Annotated in this window: 26 protein-coding genes and 1 pseudogene; 12 read left to right on the top strand and 15 right to left on the bottom strand. The window is 70.2% G+C overall.

Annotated features, from left to right (window positions below; translation table 11 throughout):
* Positions 1–58 precede the first annotated feature (58 nt).
* The 3 genes from EU555_RS36425 to EU555_RS29695 form a co-directional block, all read right to left on the bottom strand.
* The gene (locus EU555_RS36425) at positions 59–205 is read right to left on the bottom strand and encodes a hypothetical protein (RefSeq protein ID WP_167858705.1); all 147 of its coding nucleotides are present in this window, start codon (positions 203–205) and stop codon (positions 59–61) included.
* A gap of 499 nt (positions 206–704) precedes the next feature.
* Positions 705–923 (bottom strand): hypothetical protein, encoded by a 219-nt coding sequence (locus EU555_RS29690; RefSeq protein ID WP_135418948.1) that lies wholly within the window; start codon positions 921–923, stop codon positions 705–707.
* A 169-nt stretch (positions 924–1,092) separates the two neighbouring features.
* A complete protein-coding gene (locus EU555_RS29695) occupies positions 1,093–1,368 on the bottom strand; it encodes a DUF6894 family protein (RefSeq protein WP_135418949.1) in 276 nt (91 codons plus the stop codon).
* 382 nt (positions 1,369–1,750) lie between these two features.
* On the opposite strand from EU555_RS29695, the gene EU555_RS29700 reads away from it, so the two are divergent.
* Positions 1,751–2,050 (top strand): hypothetical protein, encoded by a 300-nt coding sequence (locus EU555_RS29700; RefSeq protein WP_245524565.1) that lies wholly within the window; start codon positions 1,751–1,753, stop codon positions 2,048–2,050.
* A 60-nt stretch (positions 2,051–2,110) separates the two neighbouring features.
* Here the strand turns inward: EU555_RS29700 and uraH are convergent, their stop codons facing one another.
* Positions 2,111–2,476 (bottom strand): hydroxyisourate hydrolase, encoded by a 366-nt coding sequence (gene uraH, locus EU555_RS29705; protein WP_135418950.1) that lies wholly within the window; start codon positions 2,474–2,476, stop codon positions 2,111–2,113.
* A gap of 140 nt (positions 2,477–2,616) precedes the next feature.
* Between uraH and EU555_RS29710 the strand changes: the two genes are divergently transcribed.
* A complete protein-coding gene (locus EU555_RS29710; protein WP_135418951.1) occupies positions 2,617–3,969 on the top strand; it encodes an 8-oxoguanine deaminase in 1,353 nt (450 codons plus the stop codon).
* 115 nt (positions 3,970–4,084) lie between these two features.
* Positions 4,085–4,477 carry a hypothetical protein gene (locus tag EU555_RS29715; protein WP_135418952.1) on the top strand — a complete coding sequence of 131 codons (393 nt, stop codon included), beginning with the start codon at positions 4,085–4,087 and terminating at the stop codon, positions 4,475–4,477.
* A 4-nt stretch (positions 4,478–4,481) separates the two neighbouring features.
* Here EU555_RS29715 and EU555_RS36705 read toward each other — a convergent pair whose 3' ends face one another.
* From EU555_RS36705 to EU555_RS29730, 3 genes are all read right to left on the bottom strand, one after another.
* On the bottom strand, positions 4,482–4,691 hold the full coding sequence (locus EU555_RS36705) for a hypothetical protein (RefSeq protein ID WP_205821022.1): 210 nt from the start codon (positions 4,689–4,691) through the stop codon (positions 4,482–4,484).
* Positions 4,658–5,593, bottom strand: a complete 936-nt coding sequence (locus EU555_RS29725) for a DMT family transporter (protein WP_135418953.1) — start codon at positions 5,591–5,593, stop codon at positions 4,658–4,660. Before EU555_RS29725 ends, EU555_RS36705 begins: the two co-directional genes overlap by 34 nt.
* Before the next feature lie 98 nt (positions 5,594–5,691).
* A complete protein-coding gene (locus EU555_RS29730) occupies positions 5,692–5,922 on the bottom strand; it encodes a DUF1127 domain-containing protein (RefSeq protein WP_135418954.1) in 231 nt (76 codons plus the stop codon).
* 112 nt (positions 5,923–6,034) lie between these two features.
* On the opposite strand from EU555_RS29730, the gene gcvA reads away from it, so the two are divergent.
* Positions 6,035–6,976 (top strand): transcriptional regulator GcvA, encoded by a 942-nt coding sequence (gcvA, locus tag EU555_RS29735; RefSeq protein WP_135418955.1) that lies wholly within the window; start codon positions 6,035–6,037, stop codon positions 6,974–6,976.
* Between the two features lie 680 nt (positions 6,977–7,656).
* Here the strand turns inward: gcvA and EU555_RS29740 are convergent.
* Complete coding sequence (locus EU555_RS29740) at positions 7,657–9,081, bottom strand: GSCFA domain-containing protein (protein ID WP_135418956.1); 1,425 nt, start codon at positions 9,079–9,081, stop codon at positions 7,657–7,659.
* Between the two features lie 58 nt (positions 9,082–9,139).
* Positions 9,140–9,322: pseudogene (locus EU555_RS37760) on the bottom strand (WcbI family polysaccharide biosynthesis putative acetyltransferase); the annotation flags it as partial.
* A 641-nt stretch (positions 9,323–9,963) separates the two neighbouring features.
* Between EU555_RS37760 and EU555_RS29745 the strand changes: the two are divergent.
* Positions 9,964–10,758, top strand: a complete 795-nt coding sequence (locus EU555_RS29745; RefSeq protein WP_135418957.1) for an SDR family NAD(P)-dependent oxidoreductase — start codon at positions 9,964–9,966, stop codon at positions 10,756–10,758.
* Positions 10,759–10,870: 112 nt separating this feature from the next.
* On the opposite strand, the gene EU555_RS29750 is transcribed toward EU555_RS29745, so the two are convergent.
* The 3 genes from EU555_RS29750 to EU555_RS29760 all read right to left on the bottom strand — a co-directional run bounded on the left by EU555_RS29750 (position 10,871) and on the right by EU555_RS29760 (position 14,065).
* The gene (locus EU555_RS29750; RefSeq protein ID WP_135418958.1) at positions 10,871–11,911 is read right to left on the bottom strand and encodes a glycosyltransferase; all 1,041 of its coding nucleotides are present in this window, start codon (positions 11,909–11,911) and stop codon (positions 10,871–10,873) included.
* Between the two features lie 270 nt (positions 11,912–12,181).
* Complete coding sequence (locus EU555_RS29755; RefSeq protein ID WP_135418959.1) at positions 12,182–12,976, bottom strand: nucleotidyltransferase family protein; 795 nt, start codon at positions 12,974–12,976, stop codon at positions 12,182–12,184.
* 6 nt (positions 12,977–12,982) lie between these two features.
* The gene (locus tag EU555_RS29760) at positions 12,983–14,065 is read right to left on the bottom strand and encodes a CgeB family protein (protein WP_135418960.1); all 1,083 of its coding nucleotides are present in this window, start codon (positions 14,063–14,065) and stop codon (positions 12,983–12,985) included.
* 210 nt (positions 14,066–14,275) lie between these two features.
* Here EU555_RS29760 and EU555_RS29765 point away from each other — a divergent pair, with 210 nt between their 5' ends.
* Together EU555_RS29765 and EU555_RS29770 are read left to right on the top strand one after the other, a co-directional pair.
* Positions 14,276–15,037: an endonuclease/exonuclease/phosphatase family protein gene (locus EU555_RS29765; RefSeq protein ID WP_135418961.1), complete on the top strand. Its 762-nt coding sequence runs from the start codon at positions 14,276–14,278 to the stop codon at positions 15,035–15,037.
* On the top strand, positions 15,034–16,068 hold the full coding sequence (locus EU555_RS29770) for a lysylphosphatidylglycerol synthase transmembrane domain-containing protein (RefSeq protein ID WP_135418962.1): 1,035 nt from the start codon (positions 15,034–15,036) through the stop codon (positions 16,066–16,068). The genes EU555_RS29765 and EU555_RS29770 overlap by 4 nt, the downstream gene beginning before the upstream one ends.
* On the opposite strand, the gene EU555_RS29775 is transcribed toward EU555_RS29770, so the two are convergent.
* Positions 16,019–17,455, bottom strand: a complete 1,437-nt coding sequence (locus tag EU555_RS29775; RefSeq protein WP_135418963.1) for a phospholipase D-like domain-containing protein — start codon at positions 17,453–17,455, stop codon at positions 16,019–16,021. The two genes, EU555_RS29770 and EU555_RS29775, sit on opposite strands and share 50 nt — an antisense overlap.
* A gap of 239 nt (positions 17,456–17,694) precedes the next feature.
* Here EU555_RS29775 and EU555_RS29780 point away from each other — a divergent pair, with 239 nt between their 5' ends.
* On the top strand, positions 17,695–21,090 hold the full coding sequence (locus EU555_RS29780; RefSeq protein WP_135418964.1) for a DEAD/DEAH box helicase: 3,396 nt from the start codon (positions 17,695–17,697) through the stop codon (positions 21,088–21,090).
* A 10-nt stretch (positions 21,091–21,100) separates the two neighbouring features.
* Here EU555_RS29780 and EU555_RS29785 read toward each other — a convergent pair whose 3' ends face one another.
* Positions 21,101–21,868, bottom strand: coding sequence for an EAL domain-containing protein (locus EU555_RS29785; protein WP_135418965.1), 768 nt, complete (start codon positions 21,866–21,868; stop codon positions 21,101–21,103).
* Positions 21,869–21,986: 118 nt separating this feature from the next.
* Positions 21,987–22,547 (bottom strand): cupin domain-containing protein, encoded by a 561-nt coding sequence (locus EU555_RS29790; protein ID WP_342636504.1) that lies wholly within the window; start codon positions 22,545–22,547, stop codon positions 21,987–21,989.
* Positions 22,548–22,692: 145 nt separating this feature from the next.
* Between EU555_RS29790 and EU555_RS29795 the strand changes: the two genes are divergently transcribed.
* The 4 genes from EU555_RS29795 to EU555_RS29810 are packed head-to-tail and all read left to right on the top strand — an operon-like array spanning position 22,693 to position 26,184.
* On the top strand, positions 22,693–23,466 hold the full coding sequence (locus EU555_RS29795; RefSeq protein WP_135418967.1) for an ABC transporter substrate-binding protein: 774 nt from the start codon (positions 22,693–22,695) through the stop codon (positions 23,464–23,466).
* A gap of 22 nt (positions 23,467–23,488) precedes the next feature.
* A complete protein-coding gene (locus EU555_RS29800; protein WP_135418968.1) occupies positions 23,489–24,142 on the top strand; it encodes an amino acid ABC transporter permease in 654 nt (217 codons plus the stop codon).
* On the top strand, positions 24,139–24,870 hold the full coding sequence (locus EU555_RS29805; protein WP_135418969.1) for an amino acid ABC transporter ATP-binding protein: 732 nt from the start codon (positions 24,139–24,141) through the stop codon (positions 24,868–24,870). Before EU555_RS29800 ends, EU555_RS29805 begins: the two co-directional genes overlap by 4 nt.
* Before the next feature lie 15 nt (positions 24,871–24,885).
* On the top strand, positions 24,886–26,184 hold the full coding sequence (locus tag EU555_RS29810; RefSeq protein WP_135418970.1) for an NAD(P)/FAD-dependent oxidoreductase: 1,299 nt from the start codon (positions 24,886–24,888) through the stop codon (positions 26,182–26,184).
* Positions 26,185–26,390 lie beyond the last annotated feature (206 nt).

Raw genomic sequence — 26,390 nt, forward strand, 5'->3', positions numbered from 1 at the left:
TCCGTCAGCATCGCGTCTCCTCGCTCAAAGCGCGGAAACGCTCACGACCGCAATAGGTTCAAGTGACAACAGGCCCTAGATCCTGCCGGTGCAGATCGATCCAGATCTGCCGCGAGGCGACCACCCACATCGCGGCCGTCGTCATCACGATCGCGCACGCGACGATGACGACCACCCGCGTCGTCATGCTGATGCGGCTTTTCATGTCCCGTTCCCCTGGTTTGGAACCACGGTAACGCGAGAGATATTGACGTTCGGTATCTGCGGTAATGCTGGAAACTCAAGAAGAAAGCTGCGAGATGTTCCGAATGATCGTCCCGGGTGGGGCATGCCCGCCCTCAGACGAGCGACAACGAGGGAGATGGCAGCGATCGAATATGGAATATTTTCCTCATCAACCCGGAGAACATCTGCCGGAACAGCATGCCGGCATTGCGCGGCTTCGCGACGACCGCACCTCCCGGTCGTGACTGATCGGCGCGTCATCTTGCCGGGGAGAAATGGTGGCGGGACCGGCGCGCAGATCCCGCTCGGGCCGCCATCGCGGCAGGCGGCCCGAACGACGCCGGTGACACGGCCGGTGCCGCCGCCCCGACGATGCGGCTGTCCGGCGCCGCGACGGGCCGGTCGCCCGCGGGAGCGGGACCGGCCGGGGCCTCGGCCCCGCCGCGAGGTGTCAGCGCTTCGACGTCAGGGCGTCTTGATCAGCGCTTCTTGGCCCGGGCGCGCGGCGCAGGCTTGGCGGCGACCGCCTCGGCCTCGCGGGCGAGGCGCAGGGCCTTGAGGCGGGCCGTGTTCTCGTCCCGGTTGCGCTCCTGGCTGGCCAGGTCGGCCCAGGCCTGCGCCGCCATCTCGGCCTGCATCTGGGCTCGCGCCGCGCGGGTCTCTGCCTGTCCGCGCGCGGTGCTGTCTTGGGTCGCCATCACGTCATCCCTCATGCGAGGCACGGGCGAGCCGCGGCCTCGGGGGGCGCCGGGCCGAACGCGCCGCCGAGTGCGACCCGTTCCCGGTACCACTCCCTCATGTAGGGCGCGACGGCCCGCTGTCATGCGCGGCAGGGCGGACGGCGCGCGACGCCCGCGCCGCCCCCGCTCAGTGGGCGTTCGGCGGCGCCTCGTGGCGCGGTTCCTCGGCCGAGTCCGCGGCGAGCGCCTCGGCGAAGGGGAATTCGAGCACCACCTCGCCGGCCTCGTCGGTCACCACCAGGCTCGCGGCGAGCAGCCGATCCTGGTTCTTGGGGTCGTTCATCATCGCCCGGATGATCGACCGCGACGCCTCCCAGGCATGATCCGGATCGCGCAGCTCTTCGCCGTTCAGATCGGTGATGACGTCCTCGCCGATATGCGTGTTGAAGAAGTATCGTGGCATGGGCAGTCCTCCTGGCCGAGCATAGGCTCTACCTGCCCCGTCCGCCGCGCGGACTCCAGTCCTCTCATCGGGTGATGCAATGCTGATTTCGACGCGTTTGCCCGTTTGGGGATCGAGAATGACGAGTCCCATCGTCAACTCCTACGCAACGCGCCCCGCCGCCCGCCCGCAGTGATGCCGAACCTTGTGGCGGAGTTGAGGCCTCTGCGTACTCCACCCCCGGACCGCCGGCCGGGCCGCGCGATGCGCCCGGCGAGCCCGCCAACAAGGCTATTGCGCCGCGGCCGGGATTCGGGCTTCCTGCCCATCGGGCATCCGGCGAACGCTAGGTCATCGAATATCGGCGGCGCGCGGACAGCCCGGAGGAGCCTCGAAACGTCCGATGTTGTGGCGCGTCGTCAACCGGAGCCGCAGACCGAACCCGCCCGATCTGATCGGCGGCTTCGATCCGATCTACTATCTCGGCACGAACCCGGACGTTGCGGCAGAGGGGTGCGATCCCCTGGAGCATTACCTGCATTTCGGCTGGCGCGAGGGGCGGGATCCCTCCGCCCAGTTCAGCACGCGCGGCTACCTCTCGGCCAACCCGGACGTGGAGAAGGCGGGCATGAACCCCCTCCTCCACTATCGCCGCCACGGCCTGGCCGAGCGCCGCCGCGGCTGGCAGAAGGCGGGCCCCTGACGACGTCAGGCCCCTGATGCAATCAGGCCCTGGTGCAATCAGGCCTCCGGGGCGGGGCCGTCAGCTGCCCCGGTAGGTGCTGTAGGCGTAGGGCGCGATCAGCAGGGGCACATGGTAGTGGTTCAGGCCGGGCCGGACCACGAAGCGCACCGGCACCTCGTCGAGGAAGTCGCCGGCGCCTGCGCCGTGCGAGGCCGCGAAATAGGCGCCGACCGCGAAGACCAGCTCGTAGATGCCGGGCCGCAAGGCGTCGCCGGCGAGAAGCGGCGCGTCGCAGCGCCCGTCGGCGTTGGTGAGGGTGCGGGCGACCTCCTCCCGCCCGCCGTCGGCCAGGCGCCAGAGCTGCACCGCGACCCCGGCGGCGGGTCGTCCGTGGGCGGTGTCGAGCACATGGGTGGTCAGGCGCGGCGTCTCTGGGCTCGACATGCTCGGGTCTCCGGTGGCGGCTCCCCGGGGTGCCCGAGGGCTGCCGTTCGGTCAAGCGGGACCGCGCGCCGGGCCGACGGGGCGGCTTGACCGGCCCTCCTGTGCACCGCAGCATGGCGCCGTCCCCGCCGGAGCCCGCCATGGCCACGCTTCTCCTGCGCAACGCCGACCGCGTCGTCACCATGGACGAGGGCCGGCGCGAGATCGCCGGCGGCTTCGTGCTGGTCGAGGACCAGCGGATCGTCGCGGTGGGCGACGGGGAGGCGCTGCCCGCCGCCGACACGGTGATCGATCTTTCCGGCCACGTCCTTCTGCCCGGCCTCGTCAACACCCACCACCACATGTACCAGTCGCTCACCCGCGCCGTGCCGGCGGCGCAGGATGCCGACCTGTTCGGCTGGCTGAAGGCGCTCTACCCGATCTGGGCCCGGCTGACGCCCGAGATGGTGCGGGTCTCGAGCCAGACCGCGATGGCCGAGCTGATGCTCTCGGGCTGCACCACCTCGAGCGACCACCTCTACCTCTATCCCAACGGCTGCCGCCTCGACGACAGCCTCGAGGCGGCGGACGCGGTCGGCCTGCGCTTCCACGCCGCCCGCGGGGCGATGAGCCTCGGCGAGAGCGCCGGCGGCCTGCCGCCCGACGCCCTCGTGGAGGACGAGGCCGCGATCCTCGCCGACACCCGCCGCCTGATCGAGACCTGGCACGACCCCGCGCCCTTCGCCATGCGCCGGATCGTGGTGGCGCCGTGCTCGCCGTTCTCGGTGAGCCCGGGGCTGATGCGCGACGCGGCGTCCCTGGCGCGGTCCTACGGCGTCTCGCTCCACACGCACCTCGCCGAGAACCAGGACGACGTCGCCTATAGCCGCGAGCGCTTCGGCATGACGCCGGCCGAGTACGCCGCCGATCTCGGCTGGGTCGGGCCGGACGTCTGGCACGCCCACTGCGTCAAGCTCGACGAGGACGGGATCCGGCTCTTTGCCCGAACCGGCACCGGCGTCGCGCATTGCCCGTGCTCGAACATGCGGCTCGCCTCCGGCATCGCCCCGGTGCCGCGGATGCGCTGCGAGGGTATCTCGGTCGGCCTCGGCGTCGACGGCTCGGCCTCGAACGACGGAAGCCACCTCCTCGGCGAGGCCCGGCAGGCGCTGCTGCTCGCCCGGGTCGGCCACGGCCCGGCCGCGATGACCGCCCGCGAGGCCCTGGAGATCGCGACCCTCGGCGGCGCCCGTGTGCTCGGGCGCGACGACATCGGGGCGCTGAAGGTCGGGATGGCCGCCGACCTCGTCGCCTTCGACCTGCGGGGGCTCGGCCTTGCCGGCGCCCGGCACGATCCGGTCGCCGCCCTGGTGTTCTGCGCGCCGCCGAGCGTGGCGCTCAGCGTCATCAACGGGCGGATCGTGGTGCGGGACGGGCGGCTGCTGACGGTGGACACAGGCGTGCTGGCCGAGCGGCACGACGCGCTCAGCCGGCGGCTGGTGAACGGCGGTTAACGCCGTTCCGGAGAAACGGACCCCTTCTCGCGTAGAATGATGGAGCAGACAAGAAACCTGAGATAGGGATCATCGCGATCTGGATCGAGGGCGGTCACCCGACCGGAGCCGCACCGTGTGGACGATTGAGGATTCGACTTCTATTCTCGACCAGGCGCGATCGTTTGTTGTGTCTGAAGACAGCAAGATTTTCATAGGGTCATTCATATTCTTTGGATTGGTTGTCATCTCGTTCGCGGCGAGATACGCGCTTGCAGGATGCATCGCGCGAACGCCGTGGTTCATCGACAGGTCCGTCCGCTTCGCGCTGTGGGCCGCGGCGTGGGCCTGCATCGTCACCCTGCTGGACTCCACCGTCGGCTTGACCCATGGCAGCCTGCCGTCCGTCGCCCTCGGACCCATCATTCTCATTACGACGTCGCTATTTGTGTTGGTCTTGCTGAAGATTCCCGTCGTTTGGCTCAGCACGGTCATCGATGTTCTGGCCCGGTTCAAGAAGCGCGATTAACGGCTCAGCGCATCGACGACGCGACCCCGCCCCGACCGGGTTCCCGGTCGATGATCAGGCGCCCCTCCGCCCGGTCGTCGACGTCCCGCTCCATGGTGAAGGCGGTGCCGAACAGGCCGACCCGGTGCAGGCCCGCGGCGTGGATCCGCGCGGCGGTGCGCCGGGGCCTCGTCGCCCAGGTCAGGCCGATTCCGACCTCCGGCTCGGCCACCACGCCGCGAACACCCGCCCGTCGATCGCCACAAGCCCCGCCCCGATCAGCGCCATGCCGAGGAGCTGGCGCGCCACCACCGGCTCACCCAGCACCAGGGCGCCGAGCAGGAGCGCCGAGGCCGGGATCAGGAAGGTGACGAGCATCAGGTTCGTCGCCCCGGCGCTCGCCAGCAGGCGGAAGAAGATCACGTAGGCGAGCGCGGTGGAGAGCGCCGCGAGGCCCAGCACCGCGGCGACTGCCGAACCCGGCGGCATCGCCAGCGTCCAGGGCCGGTCGATCACGAGCGCGAGGGGCAGGAGCAGCAGGCTCGCGGCGGTGACCTGCCCGGCGGCGGCCGAGAGCGGCGGCACGCCCAGGCGCTTGAACCGGCGGCCGTAGAGGCCCGCGAAGGCGTAGGAGAGCGCGGCGAGCAGCACCGCGCCCTGCGCCAGGGCCTCGGCCCCGAGCCCGGCGAGGACCGAGGGCCCGACCATCACGGCGACGCCTGAGAGACCGGCCAGCACCCCGGCGAGGCGGCCGGGCGTCAGGCGCTCGTCGTCGGTGAGCGCATGCGCCACCAGCACGCCGAAGAGCGGCGTGGTGGCGTTGAGGATCGCGGCCAGCCCGGAGGCGATCTGCGTCTGGCCCCAGGCGATGAGGCAGAACGGCACCGCGTTGTTGAGGAGGGCGGCGCCGAAGAAGGCGCGCCAGACGATCGCGCCCCGCGGCAGCGGCAGGCCCCGCGCCCGGAGCACCAGGGCGAGGATCGCCGCCGCGAGGCCGACCCGCAGCACCACCAGGGTGAGCGGCGGCAGCGCCCGCAGGGCCACCCCGACGAAGAAGAACGAGCCGCCCCACAACACCGAGAGGCCGAGGAGCAGGCCCCACTCGGACGGGGTCATGGGGCGGTTGGCGGGCTGCATCGGGGGGCTCCGGGACGGGGACGCCGCACCCTGCGGCGCGCGGCCCCTGGCGGCATCCCGGTCCTTGCGGTGCAATCGGCGGATCGATGCGCGGCGGATCAATTCCGCCAGAACGGCTTCTGCGCCTCGCGCACGGCGTCGGCCCGCGAGAGGCCGACATCCTTGAGCAGCGCGTCGGGGCAGTTCAGGAGGTCGCGGCGCTCGCGCCGGCGGTCGGCCCACAATTCGAGCTGCTGGAGGAGGGAGGTGGCGGAGCGCCGGCGCGGGGACGCCAGGCGGATGGCGGGAACGAGGCGCAGGTTTCCTCGGCCAGCGACGAGGGTCGTCATGGCTCTCTCCGGGTTGGGAGGGTCGGTCGGTGTAGGAGGAGATTGCCTTTCCGGAGCCTCGCTATCAAACCAGATCGCCTCACCCTCCGCCGCAGGAAAACTGGGTCACGCCATGGCACTCGATCGGGGTCCCCGCCGCCGCCTGCCGCCGCTGAACGCCGTGCGGGCCTTCGAGGCCGCGTCGCGCCACGCCACCTTCCACGAGGCCGGGGACGAGCTCGGGGTCAGCGCCGGCGCCGTGGCGCAGCAGGTGAAGATCCTGGAGGGCTGGTTCGGCCTCACCCTCTTCCGGCGCCTGCCGAGCCGGGGCGTCGCCCTGACGCCGGCGGGCCAGCTTTTCGCGGCCGCCGCCGGCGAGATGCTCGATCGCCTCGCCGAGGCCACCGCCCGGCTGCGTCGCCAGGGCCAGGACCACGTGCTGACGATCAGCACCACCCACTCCTTCGCCACCCTGTGGCTGATCCCGCGCATCGGCAGCTTCCGGGAGCGCCATCCGGACCTCGACGTGCGGGTCGTCGCCAACAACCGCCTGGTGGATTTCTCCCGCGACGACGCCGACCTGGCGATCCGGCACGGGCGCGGGCGCTATCCGGGCCTGCGCTCCGACCTCCTCCTGGAGGACGTCGTGTTTCCGGTCTGCAGCCCGTCCTTGCGCGACGGCGACCCGCCGCTGCGCCGTCCGCAAGACCTCGCCCGCCACACGCTCCTGCACGACGACGACCCGATCGACATCGAGGCGGTGGGCTGGCCGCAATGGCTGGCGGCGGCGGGCGTCGCGGGCGTCGATCCCTCGCGGGGCCCGCGCTTCACCCATACCTTCATGGTGCTGCAGGTCGCCACCGCCGGCGGCGGGGTCGGCCTCGCCACCCGGGTGCTCGGGGGCGACCTCGTGGCGGGCATCGGGAGTGCGGCGACCGGCCTGGTGCGGCCGTTCCCCGACGCGGTGGCGAGCCCCTACAGCTTCTTCCTCGTCACGCCCACCGAGACCGACGCCCCGAAGGTGGCGCAGTTCCGCGCCTGGATCACCGCGCAGGCGGAGGCGTGGGGCCGCTGAGCGACGGCCCCGCCGCCTCGCCGCCCCCGGACCACGAGACGCCGCGCCCCTCGCCGAGCAGGATCCAGGAACCGGGATCGGGCCGGGGCCGGCGCGGCAGGAGGCCGAAGAGGGCGGCGAGAAGCTTGGGAATCCAGGACGACATGAGTGAAGGCGACTCCGCGACGCACGGACTTGGTCAGGGCGCGCGGCCGGCGCGCTCCGGTGAGCGGAGCAATTTGCCCGAGCATCTCAGCAGCCTCCATGATCGTGCGTCCCCGATCCTTGCCCGGGCGTCCGGATCGCGCCGATGTCACGGTGCGAGTCCGCGCCGCCGGCCAGGAAATCGACGAAGCAGCGGATGCGCGGCGACAGGCGGTCCTGGCCGGCATGGAGGGCGTGGGTGCCCTCCGGCGTCGCCCGGGCTGGACGCTTCGAGCGCCTGCACCCGCACGACGCGGCCGGCCGCGAGATCCTCCACGACGGGGAGGCGGACGAGCCGCGTCAGCCGCGCGCCATCAGCCGCACTGAATCCGGCTCTCTACACGAGCAGCCGCAAGCTCCTTCCGGTCGTCCTGCATGCAGCGCAGGCCGCGTTTCGAGTCACCTCAAGGACGGCCCCATTCAATCGCTGAGAGAAATTTGTTGAACCAAATCCTCATCACAAATTATCTTCGATGCGGCCTGCATTTCGGCGCGCATCAAGTTCTTGTAAAAATCCTCAATTTTGTCGCTTGATTTTCGATATACAGGAAATTTCCATTAGCATAAAAATAATCAAAGAAAACCCGCATGACATGATTGACTCCTGCGTCCTTAACCTCCCGAAGGTCGTCTGAAAAATACGTTCCTCTATTAAAGGAGCCGGTAATAATTTCGTAAGATGGAAAATATTCTATGTTCATATCCGAATCAGCGATATGTTGAGCAGCCACACGCAACACAGATTTGCTGTAGGTCGTAGCTGATAAAACATGCGCATCGGAATAGGTCGCCGCCAAAGGGACTGGCGAGACCGTAATAATCATTTTTATATTTGGCTTTAAGTCTCGAAGCAGGGCAACCGCCTCGCAAAAATCTGAAACTACCTCAGATACGGATAAGTTATAGTACTCAAAATCTTCCTGTACCGATGCGGAAGTGACAACACCAGGAGCAATAGGCGCCACCCATCCGTTCGTTTTTGATCGCCATATCTCGGTCATTCCAAGGGTAAATACAAATACGTCGGCTTGGCGGATGGCCTTTCGTGTTGCTGCCAGATGCCGAATACGATCATCGATAAGTTCTTCTCGTGAAATAAATCCGCCGTCCACGATACGAGGTCGGAATCCATCTAAAAAATTTCCATTCTTATCTTCCCAAATGAGATCATTTAGTCCTGTCTCGTTCACAGCGCGCTGCAAGAGTTGAAGAAATTGGCGTGACGAATATATATTCCCAAATCGCGCACTGAAAATCGAACCCAGATCATATATGTCTTTCCGAACGCCGGCAGGCAATTCCGCGTCTGTTCTAACAAAATTCAGCTTTCTATTTTCAAGTTCTTTGGAAATATGTTGAGCAAAACAGCTACCTGCAGCCGCAATAGACTCGGATGACGCTATGGTGAATTTTGCCCGAGCTGTGGGCGTGACCTCGTTCATTGGAATATTTGCGACGGACCGGCTCCAAAACTTCACGGGAGGCAGATTCCGATAAGGATTCGCGGCACTTCGCGTTTCAGATCGAATGGAAATAGAATGAATATTTTCAAATCTCGGATCTTTCAGGCGACTAAACGAAAAATCTGTCCGATCGTATTTGCTATACGACTCATAGCATCCGGCAATGTAAGCTTCGAGATCCATAATATTCTTGTTCACAGCAAGTGGATGACCCTCCCACAGCTTGAAATTATAGCTGCCAGATAATCCTAGCGTCTCGGCAATTTCGGGATACACCGGCCATACGACGAGCTCCCTGAAAGGATCCGATATCAAATCACTCACGTCAGGAGTCGAGCTGGAAATACCCAGCTTCCTGACCACGGAAAGGGCCATTGATGATATAACGAAAGGCTTGGGGTGGTTGGGCGTATATACAAATGGTCCATGCTTCAGCCAATCCAGAAGGTTTTTCTTCATACGAGAGGCCGCAAGCTTCAGCCTGTTTTACAATATTACTTTTGGATAATTCGAATGTGTCAAAATAGCCGAGTTTGCGGAATACTCGTTCATTGAAAAGCTTTCGGCAATCAGCCTCGCTGTAGCCGGATATCCAGGAATACAATATTATAGCTGAATGATTTGTTCCAGTCGGAGATAATATTTTTAAGCCATTTGGGTCGGTATAAATCGTATCAGGATGATATCCAGAGAAAAACATGGATGGGAAAGGCTGTATTACACATTGACATTCACCATTTCTCCGCGAATTATTGCACAATTCAAGGGCGCCGCCATCTCCAGGAATGACGACATCGTATAGTTTTTATTATCGATGAATCTTGTTGAAATGCCGAGAAATCCTTGTGAACGACTTCATGATCAGGGAGCATGATGCCAAGAGCTTCTGCAAGGCCTTTCGATTGGCAATTGCCTGTTACTAAAATGCTTGGCATTGCAATTTCTCTCGTCCACGTTCAACTCAACCGACAGGCTCCGAACGACGGTCAGCGCGTATCGGACGGTAAACCAGATAGAGGTCTGTTGGGGGGCTGCAAAGGGGTTGGATTCCTGGATGGGGTGTCGATCGCCAGTCGCGAGAGAGTCCATCCGCGTGGTTACTGTGTCGTCGCCCACACGGTTCGGCATCGGCCGCGCCACCGCCCGGCTCGCCGCCGAGGGCCTGCGCCGCAGCGCCTTGGCGGCGGCGCCCCACCTCCACGAAGGCCGCCCGCTCGCCGATGCGGTTGTCGATGGTGCGCCCATTGTTGCGTCCGACGCACAATCATCGTGCCACCCCGTGCACTGGTCATCGATCGCCGGCATCGTCATCTCCAGGCTTCACCGACGGAGATCACGGCCATGGACCTCAAGCTCGGCGGCAAGACCGCCCTCGTCACCGGCGCCACCGCCGGCATCGGCCTCGCCATCGCCCGCCGCCTCGCCTCGGAGGGCGCCGAGGTGGTGCTGCCCGGCCGCAACAGGGCCAAGCTCGACGCGGCGGCGGAGACGATCGCGGCCGAGCCCGGCGCGCGGGCGCCCCGCACGGTGCTGGCGGACCCGGCGAACGCGGAGGGCGCCGCGGCCCTGGTCGCGGCGGTGCCGGCGGTCGACATCCTGGTCAACAACCTCGGCATCTACGAGTCGAAGGCGTTCGAGGACATCACCGATTCCGACTGGCACCAGCTGTTCGAGGTCAACGTGGTCTCGGGCGCGCGGCTGGCGCAGGCCTACTTTCCCGGCATGCTGGCCCGGGGCTGGGGGCGGATCGTGTTCGTGTCGAGCGAGTCCGGCCTCGTGCCGCCGCCCGACATGCTGCACTACGCGGTGTCGAAGACCGCGCAGCTCACCATCGCCCGGGGCCTGGCGCAACGCACCCGCGGCACCGGCGTGACGGTCAATTCCGTGCTGCCGGGCCCGACCCGCTCGGAGGGCATCGTCGATTTCCTCAAGAGCGTCGCCTCCGATCCGACCGCGCCGCCGGCGGAGCTCGAGGCGGAGTTCTTCCGGGTCCACCGCCCGCTCTCGCTGCTCGCCCGGATGATCGAGCCCGACGAGATCGGCGGGCTGGTGGCGTATCTCGCGAGCCCGCTCGCGGCGGCGACGAACGGGGCGAGTTTGCGGGTCGAGGGCGGGATCGTGCCGACCATCGCCTGACGGCCTTACGGTTTCCGGTTGATCGCTACGCGATGCGGAAACCGACTTCGCTCAGGCGCCGCGCAGGCTTGTAGTACGGAGCCCGGACGCCGTCTTCCGGACTCCGTATCACTCACCGGGCCAGGATCTCGCGATAGCGCGCGAGATAGGCTCCCGCCATCCGGGCGTCGGAGAAGCGCCCCCGGGCCGCCTGCCGGCAATCCTCCGGATCGAGGGCGCCCGCCCTCGCGACCGCCTCGGCGAGCCCGGCCTCGTCCTGGACCAGGAAACCGGTGCGGCCGGGCTCGACGATCTCCGGCAGGGCACCGCTCGGATAAGCGACCACCGGGGTGCCGCAGGCCATGGCCTCCATGGCGACGAGAGAGCTCGTCTCCGGTGCGAGGCTCGGCACGATCAGGCAGCGTGCCGCCGCGAGGAGGCGACGCTTTCGGGCGAAGCCCAGCGGGCCGAGGAAGCGGCGATGCCGGTCGAGGCGCGGGGCGATCTCGTCCCGAAAATAGGCCTGGTGCACGGGATAGTCGTAGACCTGGCCGCCGATCAGGAGCGGGAACCCGCCGCGATGCGCCGCCGCCAGCGCGTGGTGGAATCCCTTCTCCGGGCAGACGCGGCCGAGCGCCAGGGCAAAGCCGCGCTTGGCGTGGCGCGCCCGCCCGAGGATGTCCACCGGCACGCCGTTCGGGATCGGCGGCAGCAGGGCGGGGTGGGCCGTGCAGGCCCGGGCTTGTGCGGCCGAGACGCCGTGGAGCCAGGTACGGGGCCGCTCAGGGCGCAGGGCCTGCGGCGGGTACCAGGACGGCGGCAGGTGCAGCGTCGCCAGCACCGGCAGGCCGGGCGGGGGCAGGTAGTCGAAGAAATCGATCCCGTGCAGGTGAAGGAGGTCGACCGGGTGATCGCGCAGGGCCTGCGCGATGGCGGCGCGGTGGCGGGCATGGGCGCGGGCGCGCGCCGCGTCGTCGATCGGCCCGTCCTCCGCCGGCACCGGCACCAGGGTGCCGGCGACGCGCGAACCCGCCCGCGCCACCACGACCGAGCGATGCCCCGTCGCCGCGAGGGCGGCATCGAGCCGGGCCAGCACCTGCTCGGCCCCGCCGACGGAATCGGGGCTCACGGGAGCGAAGGGGTAGGCGACGCTGAGGATGGTGAGGGATTTCATCCTGCCTTCGATCGACCAAGTCCTCATCTTCATTGGTATTTTCAAGTATAACACACCTCCCCTCTCCCGTGTGGGAGAGGGGCCGGGGGTGAGGGTGCTACGGTTCTGAGTCAAACTCCGAGCGTGGTGCTGGCAGCGTGTCGGCCAGTGCCTCATCCGGAACCGTGTCACCCTCACCCCTACCCCTCTCCCACTCGGGAGAGGGGATCCCGCGACTTCACATCGTTACCGACGATCTGATGAAGCCGGAGATCTGATGAAAATGCTCGCTCACGGCACCATCCCCACCCCCTGCGCCCCCGGCCACCCCAGCGACAGCCGCCGCGCATCCGCCGCCTCCCCCGGCTCCTCCGCCCCGAGGAGCGCCATGGCGGCGCGGTAGCCGTGGAGGGTGCCGGTATCGACGTAGGCGCTGCCGGCGCGCACGCCGACCGCCCGGCCCCCGGCCTCGAGCCAGGCATTGACGAGGGTGCCGATATACTCGTCGCGGCACTGGCGCGCCTGCCAGAGGGCGTGCAGCTCGCCGAGGATGCCGCCGGTGAGCTTGAACGCGCCCCAGACCCAGGACGAGGCGGCGTCCTTGCGCTTCACCTGGATCTCCCGCACCGCGTCGCCGTCGAGCACCACGGCGTCGAACAGCTCCGGCCGCTCGACCGGGAAGAGCAGGAAGGACAGGCCGTCGGCCGGCAGGCGGGCGAGGCCGTCATCCGGGAACCACACCGTGTCGGGCAGGCCCACCAGCACCGGCTCGTCGGGGGCGATCAGCGGCAGGGCGCGGAAGAGCGCGTCGCACAGGCCCTCGGGGCGCGGCTGCACCACGTAGGCGATCGGCGCGGGGCCGTAGCCCGAGCCGTAATACTCGACGATGTCGGACTTGCCCGGGGCGATCACGAAGCAGATCTTCTCCGCCCCGCCCCGGATCATCCGCTCGACGACGTACTCGCTGACCGCGCAGGGGCGCTCGGCCCCGTCGCGCAGGCGGCTGCCGACCGGCAGCAATTCCTTGGAGAAGGCGAGCGGCTGGATGCGGCTGCCGCGGCCTGCGGCCGGAACGATGCCCCACATGCGGTGTCACGCCTCCATCGATACGGGGGAGCGGGCGGAATCGAGGATCGCCTCCAGCTCCGCCGCCCGGTGCGCGGAGGTGTGGTCGGACAGGGTGCGGGCGCGGCCGGCCTCGGCGATGCGGCGCAGCTCCGCGTCGCTCCGGTCGAGGGCGGCGAGCACCGCCTCCGGCGTCTCGGCGAGCAGGATCTCCTCGCCCGGCCGGTAGAAGGCGTCGAGCCCGTCGAAGGCGTCGCTCAGCACCGCGGCGCCGCAGGCGGTGGCCTCGAACAGGCGGCCCGAGGGGCACCAGCCCATCGCCGCCATCGCCGCCCGGGTGACGTTCAGCGTCAGGCGCGAGGAGGCGTAGAAGGCCGGGTGCTCCCGGGGGCCCAAGTGGCGCACGAAGTAGATGTTGTCGGTCCAGGGGAAATCCTGCGGATACTGCGCCCCGCCGATCAGGAAGCGCGTGTCCGGCCGCCGCCGGGCCGGCTCGACGAGGCAGGACACGACCTTGTCCTGCCGGTCGGCCGCGTAGGTGCCGAGATAGGAGAGGTCGGCGGCGTAATGCGCCTGCGCCGCCGCCGGCCGGTGCACCTCCGGGTCGACATGGCCGTAGAGCGGCGCCGCGCGGCGCGCGCCGAGCCCATCGCGCAGGGCCGCCAGCGCCGGCCCGCCGGTGTAGCTGAGGACGAGGTCGAAGCCGGCGAAGCCCTCGGGGCCGACATACTCCACCGCCTCGCCCCGGCGCAGGCGGTCGAGGGTGACGGGGGTGTCGAGGTCGTAGAAGACCTTGAGCGCCCGGCCCGACAGGACGAGGTCGGTGGCGAGGAGCGCGTCGGGGCAGTAGGAGGTGACCATCGCGACGTCGGCCTCCGCCACGTCGCGGGCGGCCTGCGCGCGGATCTCCGCCCAGTCGGAGAAGAGGACGAGGCGGCCGTTCGGGATCGCGGTGAGGTCGCGATGGGCCGCGTAGAACGGCAGGTCGCGCTCGTAGAACACCACGCTGTGCCCGCGCCGGGCGAGCGCCCGGCTCAAGGCCCGCCACAGGGTCGCGTGGCCGTTGCCCCAGGACGAGCTGATCGTCAGGCCGAAGACCACGAGCCTCATCGCGCGGCCCCGCCCCGCCGGCCGCCAGCCACCCCGGCTCTCCCCGTATCGCGCATCCTGGTCCCTCCGGCGCCGGGAGAGAACGCGCACCGGCTTGATCCGTTCAGGATCTAACAAAACGCTTTGGCGCGACGCGTGGCGCGCGCCGCCGAACCACCCGCAGGCTCGGCCGTTGAGGGAGGTTCGCCCCTCGCAGAAGGCCTTCAAGGTTTGCTCCGCGTCCTCACCTACAACGTGCGCCGCTGCCTCGGTGCCGACGGCCGGCTCGCCCCCGAGCGCATCGCGGCGGTGATCGCCGCCTGCCGGCCGGACGTGGTGGCGCTGCAGGAACTCGACGTGGGACGCGCCCGCAGCGGCGGGGTCGACCAGGCACGGGCCATCGCGGCCCATCTCGGCATGCGCTCGCATTTCCACCCGGCGATGCGGGTGATGGAGGAAGAGTACGGCGACGCGATCCTGACCGCCCTCCCCTCGCGGCTGGTCCGGGCCGCTTCCCTGCCTGAACGGGCCGGGCGCGAGCCCCGGGGGGCGCTCTGGGCCGCGGTCACGGCCGGCGACGCCGAGGTGCAGGTCGTGACCACCCATCTCGGCCTCGACCGGCGCGAGCGGGCGGCGCAGGCCGACGCGTTGCTGGGCCCCGGCTTCCTCGGGAATCCGGCCTGCCGCGACCCGGTGGTGCTGCTCGGCGACTTCAACGCCCTGCCGGGGTCGCGCGTCCACCGCCGCCTCGCGGCGCGGCTGCCGGACGCGCAGGGGAACCGGGGCTGGGCGCGGCCGACCTTCCCGGCCCGCCTGCCGCTCCTGCGCATCGACCACGTCTTCGTCAGCCGCGGCGTCGCGGTGCGGGGGGTGAGGACCGTGGGCGGCAGGCTCGCCCGGGCCGCCTCCGACCACCTGCCGCTCGTCGCCGACCTCGATCTCGCGCCGGCCGCCGGCTCCCGCATCTCCGTGCCCCGAGAGGAACCCGCGTGACGCAGGCTCAAGGACAGGTTCAAGGACAGGACGAAGCCAAGCAGGAGAGATCCGCCCGCCGTCGGCTCTGGACCATCGTCGCCACCATCCTCAGCGTCGCGCTCGGCGGCTACCTGCTCTACCGCACGCTGTCCGGCTACAGCCTGGCGCAGCTCGTCGATGCGGTGAAGGCACTGCCCCTCGGGCGCCTCGCCGCCGCCGGAGGCTTCGCCGCCGCGAGCTATCTCTGCCTCACCGGCATCGACTGGCTGGCGCTCCGCGCCGCCGGCAAGCCCCTGCCCTATCCGAGGGTGGCGCTCGCGGCCTTCATCAGCCTGGGGCTCGGCCACAGCATCGGCTTTGCGGGCCTGAGCAGCGGGGCGATCCGCTACCGCTTCTACACCCGCTGGGGCCTTGGGACGGCGGACGTCGCCAAGGCGGTGCTCTTCTGCGGCGTCACCGTCGCGGTCGGCCTGATGGCGCTCGGCGCCGTCGCGGTGCTGGTCCATCCCGACCTCGCCCGGGAGGTGACGGGCCTGGGGAAGGGCGCCGTGCTGGCGGCGGGCCTTGCCTGCGCGGGCGGCGTCGCGGTCTATCTCGGGCTCGCCGCCTGGTGGCGCAAGCCGGTGACCGTCCGGCGCTGGTCGATCGAGATGCCGCCGCTGCCGCTCGCGGCGGCGCAGGTCGGGCTGGGTGCGGTCAACTTCGCCCTGGTCTCGGCCTGCCTGCACCAGGTGCTGTCGGCGGTCTCGGAGGTCGGCTACCTCGCGGTCGCCTCGGTCTTCGTCATCGCCAACGCGGCGGTGCTGATCACCCACGTGCCCGGCGGGGTCGGGGTGATCGAGAGCGTGGTCGTCCACCTCCTGCCGAAGACCGACGTCATCGGCCCGCTGATCGCCTTCCGGTTCCTGTATTTCCTGGTGCCGCTGGCGCTCGGCCTCGTCGCCTTCGCGGCGACCGAGGCGGTGTTTCGCTGGCGCGACGCGGAGGGATCGGCAGCGCCTACGCCGAGGTCCCGAACGGCCGCTCCGGGTCGAGCAGCTCGGAGCTGACCAGGGGGTCGAGCAGGCCCTCCTCCTCCGGCGCCTCGCAGACCCGCAAGCTGCGCGGCCCGCCCATGTGATGGCGGATCGCCGCGATGAGGCCGTCCCGCGCGATCGCCTCAGCCATCGCGTCCGGGGCGACGCCCAGATGCTCGGCCACCAGGCGGTCGCGCAAGGCGCGGAGCGCCCGGCGCTCCTCCGGCGTGCGGGCCTCGACCGCGAGGTCGCATTCGGTGTCGAGGGCGACCGAGCGGTTGTTGAGGTTCGAGGAGCCGATACGCAGGAACCAGTCGTCGATGAGGACGAGCTTGGCGTGGACCTCGATCTCGCACTCGTCGGCCTCCGCACCCTCCGGCCCCGGCACGACCGGATAGGCGACGAACAGGCGCCCGAACCGGTCGACGGCGCGCAACCGGCGCAGCACCCGGTCCCGCGGCGTCCCCATGGCGACGCGCTCGGTGAAGTTGTGCGAGCGGCGCGTCAGCACCACCACGATCTCCGGTCCCCCCTCCGCCGCGAGGTGGGCGGCGAGCGCGTCGGCGACGAAATCCGCCGTGAGGTACTGCGCCTCGAGGTAGATCGTCGTCCTCGCCGCAGCCAAAGCCGCGGCGGTCAGCGCCGCCGCCTCCTCGATCGAGGGCTCGTCGCCCTGGAGCGGCATGGTGCGGGCGATGGCGACGGGCGCGTCGGTGAGGAGCGGCGCCAGGTCCTGCGGCCAGACCGGGGCGGCACCGACGACCGGCGCCAGCACCTCGCCGGTGGCGGCGCGCCAGCGCTCGCGGGCGAGGTCGCCGAGCCGCAGAGCCGCCTCGCCGTCCACCGCCATCTGCAGGTCGTGCACCGGGGGATAGAGCGCGCCGTCGGGGTTGGTGCGCAGGGGGTCCCCGGCCTTGTGGGCGGTGGTGTCCCAGCGCCCGACCGTGAGGTCGATGCCGCCGCAGAAGGCGATCCTGTCGTCGATGCAGACGAGCTTCTGATGATGGGCGGCGTAGAGGGGATGGTGGGTGTCGAGGCGCACCTCGACGCGCGGATGCGCCTCCCACTCGGCCCCGAACAGCAGCGGCAGCGTCGCGCCCGGCCCGTGCACGGTGGCGACGCTCCAGACCAGGACCCGCACCTCGAGATCGGGGGACCGGGCCGCGAGGTCGCGCAGGAGCGGCCCGAGGGCCGGCGATTCCTCCGGGGTCGCGTCGTGGCGCAGGCGGATGCGGCCGTCGAAGTCCCAGCCGACGATCAGGATCGAGGCTTGCGCCCGGCGCAGCGCTTCCTCCAGCCGGGCGAAATACTCGGCGGAGTCGATCATCACCGCGACCCGCTCGGCCCGTGCCACGCACCAGCAGGTGCGGCCGGGCTGGAACAGGGTCTCGGTCTCGTCGCGCGCGGGGTCGGTGGTCATGGGGCGCCAGAACCCTCCAGTCTTGCGGCTCAGCAGAGCTGCACGGCGCAACTCTGCGGAGTTCGTCGGTTTTGCATCGTTTTCGCCGCCGAACCGGTGACCGCCTCGGCGAATGTTGCACAGGGGATGGGGCCGGAACGGCGGGCGGAACCGTCCGTTCCCGCCGCGCCGGCATTTGCCGCCCGGCGCCGGACACCTACCTTGGCTTCGCCGCCGCCGTGAAGCCGGGTTCTCCACCGATGCGCGAAAACCTGACCGTCTCCGAGCAGGACATCCTGCGCGCCTGCGGGCGCGACGCCTTCGACGCCGGGCGACGGGACGCGCAGAACGGCCTGGTCCTGGAGATCCGGGAGGGCGAGTTCGGCGGCTTCGAGGCGGAGGTCTCGGCGGGGCAGTGGCAGCGCTGGCACAGCGTCGTCATCGATCTCGAGCCCGGTCCCGCCGGCACGGTGATCGACGGGGGCTGCTCCTGCCGCCGGGGCGAGAATTGCCGGCACGTCGCGGCGGTGCTGTTCAGCCTGCTCGGCCTGCGCCGCGGGCGGATCGCGGTCGCCGCTCCGCCGGCACCGCCCACTCCCGAGGCGCGCGCCGCCCGGCTGCTCACGCTCCAGGATCCGGCGGCCTCCGAGGCGCTCCCGGCCGAGCTGGAGAGCTGGGTCGCACGCCTCGACCAGGTCCGGCTGACCGGCAGCGAGGATTACCCGCCCGAGATCGACCGGCGCCTGATCTACGTCCTCGTGGCTCTGCCCGGCCGCGGCGGCACCGCGCCCCGGCTCGGCGTCGCGCCGCTGCAGGCCCGCATCCTGAAGAGCGGCGTCCTGTCGCCGAAGGCCCGGCCGGTCGAGACCCAGAACGTCGTCTATGCGGGCTCGCCGCCGCGCTACCTGCGCCCGTCCGACCTGCGCATCCTCACAGCCCTGCACCGACGCCTGCGCGAGGGCGGCCCGGACGGGATGCCGGCCCATCCCCTCGCGGACGAGGGCGGCGCGGAGGTGCTGGAGCGGATCCTGGCGACCGGCCGGGCGCGGCTCGGCGCGGTGGACGGCCCGGTCCTGACGGCGGGCCCGCCCCGGCCCGGACACGTCGCCTGGGTCGAGGGCGAGGAGACCCTGGCGCCCCATCCCCGCCTCGACGACGAGGCCGAGGGCGTTCTCGCCCTCGTGGCCCAGCCGCCGGTCTACCTCGACCCGGCATCCGGCCGCGTCGGGCCAATCGAGCTCGGCCTTCCGGCCCACATCGCCGCCGCCCTGCTGACCGGCCCGGCCCTGCCGGCGGCGGCGGCGCCGGCCCTCAACGCCGCCCTGGCGCAGCGGCTGCCCGGCCTGTCCCTGCGCGTTCCTGAGCCGCCGCAGGAGACGATCGTCGACGCGGCGCCGGTGCCGGTGCTGCGGCTGCTCCAGCACGAGCTGCCGCCGGCCTATCCGCTGTTCGGCGGCAAGCCGGTGCCGCGCGAGCCGGTGCGCCTCGCCGCCCTCGGCTTTTGCTACGGCCCGGTGACGGTGCCGTTCGGCGATCCCCGGCGGCGGCCGACGCGGCTCTCCGGCGGCCGGCTCTACACCGTCGCGCGCGACGCTCCGGCCGAGCGGCGGGCGCTGGCGCTGCTCCTCGCCCAGGGCCTCTCGCCGGTGCGCGAGAGCCGCCACGACCTGACCCAGGCCGAGGCCCTGCATTTCGTGCCGGAGGCCGGGGAGACCGGCTGGGACGAGGTCCAGGCACGGGCCCTGCCGGCGCTGAAGCAGGCGGGCTTCCGGATCGTGGTCGAGCCGGGCTTCCGCGGCCGGGTGCTGCATCCGGACGCGGCTTTCGAGGTCGAGATCCGCGAGGGCTCGGGCATCGACTGGCTCGAGCTCGACCTCGGGATCGAGATCGAGGGCGAGCGCATCCCGCTGGCCGAGCCGATCGCCGCCCTGCTGGAACGCGCCGACTTCACGGTGGAGTCCCTCGACGAGACCGCCTCCGAGCCGGTGATGCTGCCGCTGCCCGACGGGCGGATCCTGGCCCTGCCGGCGGCGCGCCTCAAACCCCTCCTCGCCGCCCTGCGGGAGCTGAGCCTCGGCGGCAGCGGCGAGGGCGGGCGGCTGCGGCTCGGCCTCGTCGACGCCGCGACGCTCGCGGCCCTGGAGCGGGCGAGCGCGGCCGCGATCCTGGCCTGGCGCGGCGGCGAGGCCCTGCGCGCCATGGGCCGGCGGCTCACCGCCGAGGGCGGCATCCCGGCGGTGACCCCGCCGGAAGGATTTCGCGCGACGCTCAGGCCCTACCAGGCCGAGGGCCTGTCCTGGCTCGCCTTCCTGCGCGAGGCCGGCCTCGGCGGGATCCTCGCCGACGACATGGGGCTCGGCAAGACGGTGCAGGCCCTGGCGCTGATCGCCCGCGAGAAGGCGGAAGGCCGCCTCGACCGGCCCGCCCTGGTGATCGCGCCCACGAGCCTGATGGCGAACTGGCACCGGGAGGCGGCGCGCTTCGCCCCCGACCTCCGCGTCCTCGTCCTGCACGGCCTCGGCCGGCGGGAGCAGTTCGACGCGATCGACGGTCACGACCTCGTCCTGACCACCTATCCCCTCGTCGCCCGCGACCACGCGGTGCTGGGCGCGCGGGACTGGCACCTGCTGATCCTCGACGAGGCGCAGACGATCAAGAACCCGGACGCGGCGACGACCCAGCTCATCCACGGCCTGTCCGCCCGGCACCGGTTCTGCCTGTCCGGCACGCCGCTCGAGAACAACCTGGCGGAGCTGTGGTCGCTGTTCTCCTTCGCCTGCCCGGGCCTGCTCGGCGAGCGCAGGACCTTCGCGCGGGCCTGGCGCACGCCGATCGAGAAGCAGGGCGACGCCGATCGCAGCCGGGCGCTCGCCCGCCGGATCAGGCCGTTCCTGCTGCGCCGAACCAAGGAGGAGGTCGCGAGCGACCTGCCGCCGAAGACCGAGATCACCGAGGAGGTCGAGCTGGGCGAGGCCCAGCGCGCCCTCTACGAGTCGATCCGCCTCGCCATGCATGCCCGGGTGCGGGAGGCGATCGCCGCCAAGGGCTGGGAGCGCAGCCGGATCGTCGTCCTCGACGCCCTGCTCAAGCTGCGCCAGGCCTGCTGCGATCCGCGCCTGCTCAAGCTCGCGCAGGCCGGCGAGGCCGGCTCCGCCAAGCTCGAGCGGCTGGAGGAATTGCTCGACGCGCTGCTGGCCGAGGGTCGCCGGGTGCTGGTCTTCTCGCAGTTCACGTCGATGCTCGACCTGATCAAGCCGCGCCTGGAGCGCGCCGGCATCGCCCATGCGGAGCTGACCGGCCGCACCCGCGACCGGGACGGGGCGGTGCGGCGCTTCGAGTCCGGCGCGGTGCCGGTCTTCCTCGTCAGCCTCAAGGCCGGCGGCACCGGGCTCAACCTCGTGGCCGCCGACACGGTGATCCTCTACGATCCGTGGTGGAACCCCGCGGTGGAGGCCCAGGCCGTCGACCGCGCCCACCGCATCGGCCAGGACAAGCCGGTCTTCGTCCACAAGCTCGTGGCGGCGCGCTCCATCGAGGAGAAGATGGAGGCGCTGAAGGCGCGCAAGAGCGCGCTCGCCGATGCGCTGTTCGACCACGACGGGGCGCCGACGAGCGCCCTGACGCCGGCCGACCTCGACGTGCTGCTGGAGGGGTGACGGGCCGGGCTCACGCCGCCCGCCGCATCCCCGGCAGGCTCAGCTCCGGCAAAGCCGCCACCGCCGGGCGGGCGAACAGGTAGCCCTGGAACAGGGTGATGCCGGCCTCGCGCAGGGCGGCGAGCTCCTCCGGGGTCTCGATGCCCTCCGCGATCACCGCGACGCCGAGCGCCCGGGCGATGGCGATGACGCCCGAGACGATCGCCTGGCGGGCCGGCGACGAGGCGATGCCGCGGATCAGCTCCATGTCGAGCTTGATCAGGTCGGGCTGGAAGCGCGCCAGGAGCCCGAGGCCGGCGTAGCCGGCGCCGAAATCGTCGAGGGCGGTGAGGAAGCCACGCTGGCGGTAATCGGCGACGATGCGCTGGACGTGGGCGACGTCGGTCATGCGCTCGTTCTCGGTGAACTCGAACATGATCCGCTGGTGCGAGAAGCCGATCCGCCGTGCCGCCTCCAGCGTCGCCCGGATGCAGGCCGCCGGCTCGTAGACCGCGTTCGGCAGGAAGTTGATCGACAGCCGCACGTCCCCGGCTGGAAACAGCCCGCCGGCGAGTTCGATCGCCTTGGTGCGGCAGGCCTGGTCGAAGCGGTAGCGGTTGTCGTCGTTGACCTGGTCGAGGATGTAGCCAGCGCCCTGCCCCTCGGTGCCGCGCACCAGGGCCTCGTAGCCCCAGACCTCGCCGCTCCCGAGGTCGATGATGGGATGGAACGCCATCGTGAAGGTGAAGGGCAGCGGCTCGCCGCTCCTGCACTGCCCGCACCCGCTTCGCCCGTTCATGTCGCCGCTCCGGTCCCGTCGAACGGTACCCTCCCAGAGTTCTGTTCACGCAATGTAAAACCGGCGCCGCGAATGCGGGATAGGATTGATTTCCTGATAAACCCTCGCGCGCGGGCCCTCACGCCCGCGGCACGGCATTGACCCACAGCACCAGGGCGGGCCGGTCGGCGGACGGGTTGCGGTAGCGGTGCGGGCGCCGGCTGGCGAAGCGGAAGCTGTCGCCTGGGCCGAGCTCGGCGGTGGTGGCCTCCACCGTCAGCACGAGGGCGCCCTCCATCACCAGCCCCGCCTCCTCGCCGTCATGGACGAGCGCCTCGTCTCCGGTGCCGGCCAGGGGCGCGAGCTGCATCAGGAACAGGCTCAAGGATCCGTCGCCCCGCGTCAGCAGCTGCTTGGTGATGCCGGCGCGCCAGAGCGTCAGCGCCGCCCGGGCGCCCGCCCGGGTGACGATGCCGTCGGCATCCGGCTCCGCCGGCCCGCCGAACAGGGCGGCGAGGCCGACCCCGAGGAGGTCGGCGACCTGGGTCAGCACCCGCAGGGACGGCGAGGACAGGCCGCGCTCGACCTGGCTCAGGAAGCCGATCGACAGGCCGGTGCCGGTCGCCACCGCCTTCAGGGAGAGGCCGCGCTCCCGCCGGAGCGCGCGCAGGCGCTGCCCGACCGCGAGGTCGGCAGCCATCGGCCCATTCTGTCGTCCGTCTGCCGCCTGTTTCATGTGCATGAAATTCGATTGCGAGACGCAGCGAATTATGGCCTGATGTTCATGTCAATGAAATTTCGCGGCGGCGTGTCGAGCCGCCCGGGACCGGCAGGGGAGCGTGACGATGAAGCGTCTGATGCGGGCCGCGGGCGCGGCCCTGGTGCTGCTCGCGGGCTCGGCCCTGCCCGCCCTCGCGCAATCCACGGTGCGGGTCGGTTCGACGCCGACCGGCATCCCCTTCACCTTCCTGGATACCAAGACCAATACCATCCAGGGCGTGATGGTGGACGTGATCACCGCGATCGGCAAGGAGGCGGGCTTCGCCGTGCAGGTCGAGCCGCTGCAATTCTCGACCCTGATCGCGGCGCTGACGGCCAAGAAGATCGACGTGATCTCGGCCGCAATGTTCATCACGCCGCCGCGCCAGGAGGTGATCGCGTTCTCCGCCCCGGTCTACACCTACGGCGAAGGGCTGATCGTGCAGAAATCCGACACCAAGGCCTATACCGCCTTCGCCGACCTGAAGGGCGAGACGGTCGGCGCGCAGGTCGGCACCGCCTTCGTCGAGCCGCTGAAGAAGTCGGGCCAGTTCACCGACGTGAAGGTCTACGACACCAGCTCCGACCTGATGCGCGACGTCAATTCCGGCCGGGTGAAGGCCGCCTTCGCGGATTCGCCGATCCTCGCCTACAACATCAAGCTCGGCAACTTCCCGAACCTGCGGCTGGTCGAGTCCTACAAGCCGGTCGTCATCGGCTCGGTCGGCATCGGCGTGCGCAAGGACGACACGGCGCTGCTCGCCAAGATCGATGCCGGCCTCGCCAAGCTGAAGGAGAGCGGCGAGCTCGCCAGGATCCTGGAGAAGTGGGGCCTGCAGCCCTCCGCGAACCCGTCCTGATCTGGCCTGAGACAAGCGTCCTATGGACAGCTTCCTGTCTGACGCTCGGGAGTTCGTTCCCATCCTGCTCCAGGGCGTGTGGCTGACGATCCTGATCACGGTCGGCTCGCTCGTGGTCTCGACCGCGCTCGGCCTGGTCTGGGCGATGATGCGGGTTTCCGGCGTGCCCGCCTTGTCCTTCGCGGCCGCGACCTTCATCAACGTGATCCGGGGCATCCCGATCATCGTGCAGCTGTTCTACATCTACTTCGTGCTGCCGGATTTCGGGGTCTCGCTCTCGGCGGTGCAGGCCGGCGTGCTCGGCCTGGGCCTCGCTTATTCCGCCTATCAGGCCGAGAACTTCCGGGCCGCGATCGAGGCGATCGACAGGGGCCAGGTCGAGGCGGCGCAGACCATCGGGATGGGCTGGGGCCTGACGATGCGCCGGGTGCTGCTGCCGCAGGCCTTCCGGACCGCGCTGCCGCCCTTCGGCAACGTGATGATCATGATGCTCAAGGACTCGTCCCAGGCCTCGACCATCACGGTGGCCGAGCTGGCGCTCCAGGGCAAGCTCATCGCCTCGGCGACGTTCAAGAACACCAGCGTCTTCACCCTGGTGGCGCTGATGTACCTGAGCCTGAGCCTGCCCCTGATCCTGATCGTGCGCCACTTCGAGAAGCGGACCGCCCGGCGATGATCGCGCTCGACGACGTCCGCAAGTCCTTCGGGGCACTCCCCGTCCTCAAGGGCATCACCGCGCGGGTGGAGAAGGGCGAGGTGGTCTGCGTCATCGGGCCGTCGGGCTCGGGCAAGTCGACGGTGCTGCGCTGCATCAACGGGCTCGAATCCTACGATTCCGGCGCCATCACGGTGAACGGCCGCCGGGTCGACCGCAGCGACCGCTCGATCCGCAGCGTGCGGGTCCAGGTCTCGATGGTGTTCCAGCGCTTCAACCTGTTCCCCCACCGCACCGCGCTCGAGAACGTCGTCGAGGGGCCGATCTACGTGAAGGGCGAGAGCCGGGCCGAGGCGACCGAGCGCGGCCGGGCGCTGCTCGCCCGGGTCGGGCTCTCCGGCAAGGAGGCGGCGCACCCGCCCCAGCTCTCCGGCGGCCAGCAGCAGCGCGTCGCCATCGCCCGGGCGCTCGCCATGCGGCCCGACGCGATCCTGTTCGACGAGCCGACCTCGGCCCTCGATCCCGAGCTCGTCGGCGAGGTCCTGGGGGTGATGCGCGGGCTCGCCGAGGAGGGCATGACCATGATGGTGGTCACCCACGAGATGAGCTTCGCCCGCGAGGTCGCCGACCGGGTGCTCTTCCTCGACGGCGGCGTGATCGTCGAGGAGGGCGCCGCCCGCGAGGTGCTGGCCCGCCCGCAGCAGCCCCGCACCCAGGACTTCCTGCGCCGGGTGCTGAATCCGTTGTGACGAGTCTGATCGCCGATGACCGAACCCTTCCCCCTCGGCCCCGCCCTCTGGGCGACGACCGCCCCTCCCCCGCCCGCGACCGCGCCGCTCACCGAATCCGGCCGGGCCGACGTGGTGGTGATCGGCGGCGGCTTCTGCGGCCTCTCGACCGCGCTCCACTTGGCGGAGGCCGGCCTCAAGCCCGTGCTGCTCGAGGCCCGCGAGATCGGCTTCGGCGGCTCGGGCCGCAACGGCGGCCAGGTGATCCCGGGCCTCAAGCACGATCCCGACGAACTGGTGCAGATGTTCGGGCATGAGCGCGGCGAGCGCTTGGCGGCCTTCGGGGCCGGCACCGCCGACGCGGTGTTCGACCTCATCGCCAGGCACCGGATGGAGGTGCCCCATACCCGCACCGGCTGGATTCAAGGAGCGCACACCGACGAGGGGCTCGCCCAGGCCGAGCGCCGGGCGGAGCAATGGGCGCGGCGCGGCGCCCCGGCGCGCCTCCTCGACAAGGCCGAGACCGACCGGCTGCTCGGCACCGAGCGCTACCGCGGCGGCTGGCTCGACGGGCGCGGCGGCGGGGTGCAGCCGCTCGCCTATGCCCGCGGCCTCAGCCGGGCGGCGCTGGCGGCGGGCGCGGCGATCCACACCGACACCCCGGTGACCGGCCTGTCGCGGCAGGGCGGGACCTGGACGGTACGCACCGGCCGCCCGGGACGCCCCGGCCCGAGCCTCGCCACCGAGCGGGTGGTCCTGTGCACCAACGGCTATTCGGGCGACCTCTGGCCGAACCTGCGACAGAGCATCATCGCGGCGAATTCGTTCCAGGTCGCCACGACGCCGCTCTCCGACAACCTGCGCCGCACGGTCCTGCCCGAGGGCCAGGTCTCCTCCGACACCCGCAAGCTGCTGCTCTATTTCCGCCTCGACCATACCGGCCGCCTGCTGATGGGCGGGCGCGGGCCGTTCCGCGAGCCGAGGGGCCCAGGCGACTGGGCGCATCTGGAGCGGATCGTCCCGAAGCTGTTTCCGCAGCTCGCCGGCATCGGCTTCGACCACCGCTGGTGCGGGCGGGTCGCGGTCACCCGCGATTACCTGCCCCACCTGCACGCGCCGGAGCCGGGCCTCCTCATCGACATCGGCTGCCAGGGCCGCGGCGTCGGCCTGCAGACGCGCATGGGCCAGGCGATCGCCGCCTACCTCGCCCGGGGCGATGCCGACGCGCTGCCGCTGGCGCCGACCCCGATCACGCCGCTGCCGCTGCACGGTCTGCACCGGCTCTACGCCTCCGCGGTGGTGACCTGGTACCGGCTGCGCGACGGAGGCCTGTGAGGATCGATCCCGACGCGGAAGGCGGGCCCTGCGGGGAACCGACGCGGGCGCGACGAAGCAGAGGCGGGACCGGCCGTCATGCCGCCCGCTTGCCTGAATGTCCTATCCCCGGTGCGCGTTGCCGCGGCTGCCCTGGCAGGCGGTGCACTGACTGCGCGCGATTGTATCTCTTCGTCCACGGCGGCGCGATCAGGCCCGGATAGACG

This window comes from Methylobacterium nonmethylotrophicum, assembly GCF_004745635.1.
Taxonomy (GTDB): domain Bacteria; phylum Pseudomonadota; class Alphaproteobacteria; order Rhizobiales; family Beijerinckiaceae; genus Methylobacterium; species Methylobacterium nonmethylotrophicum.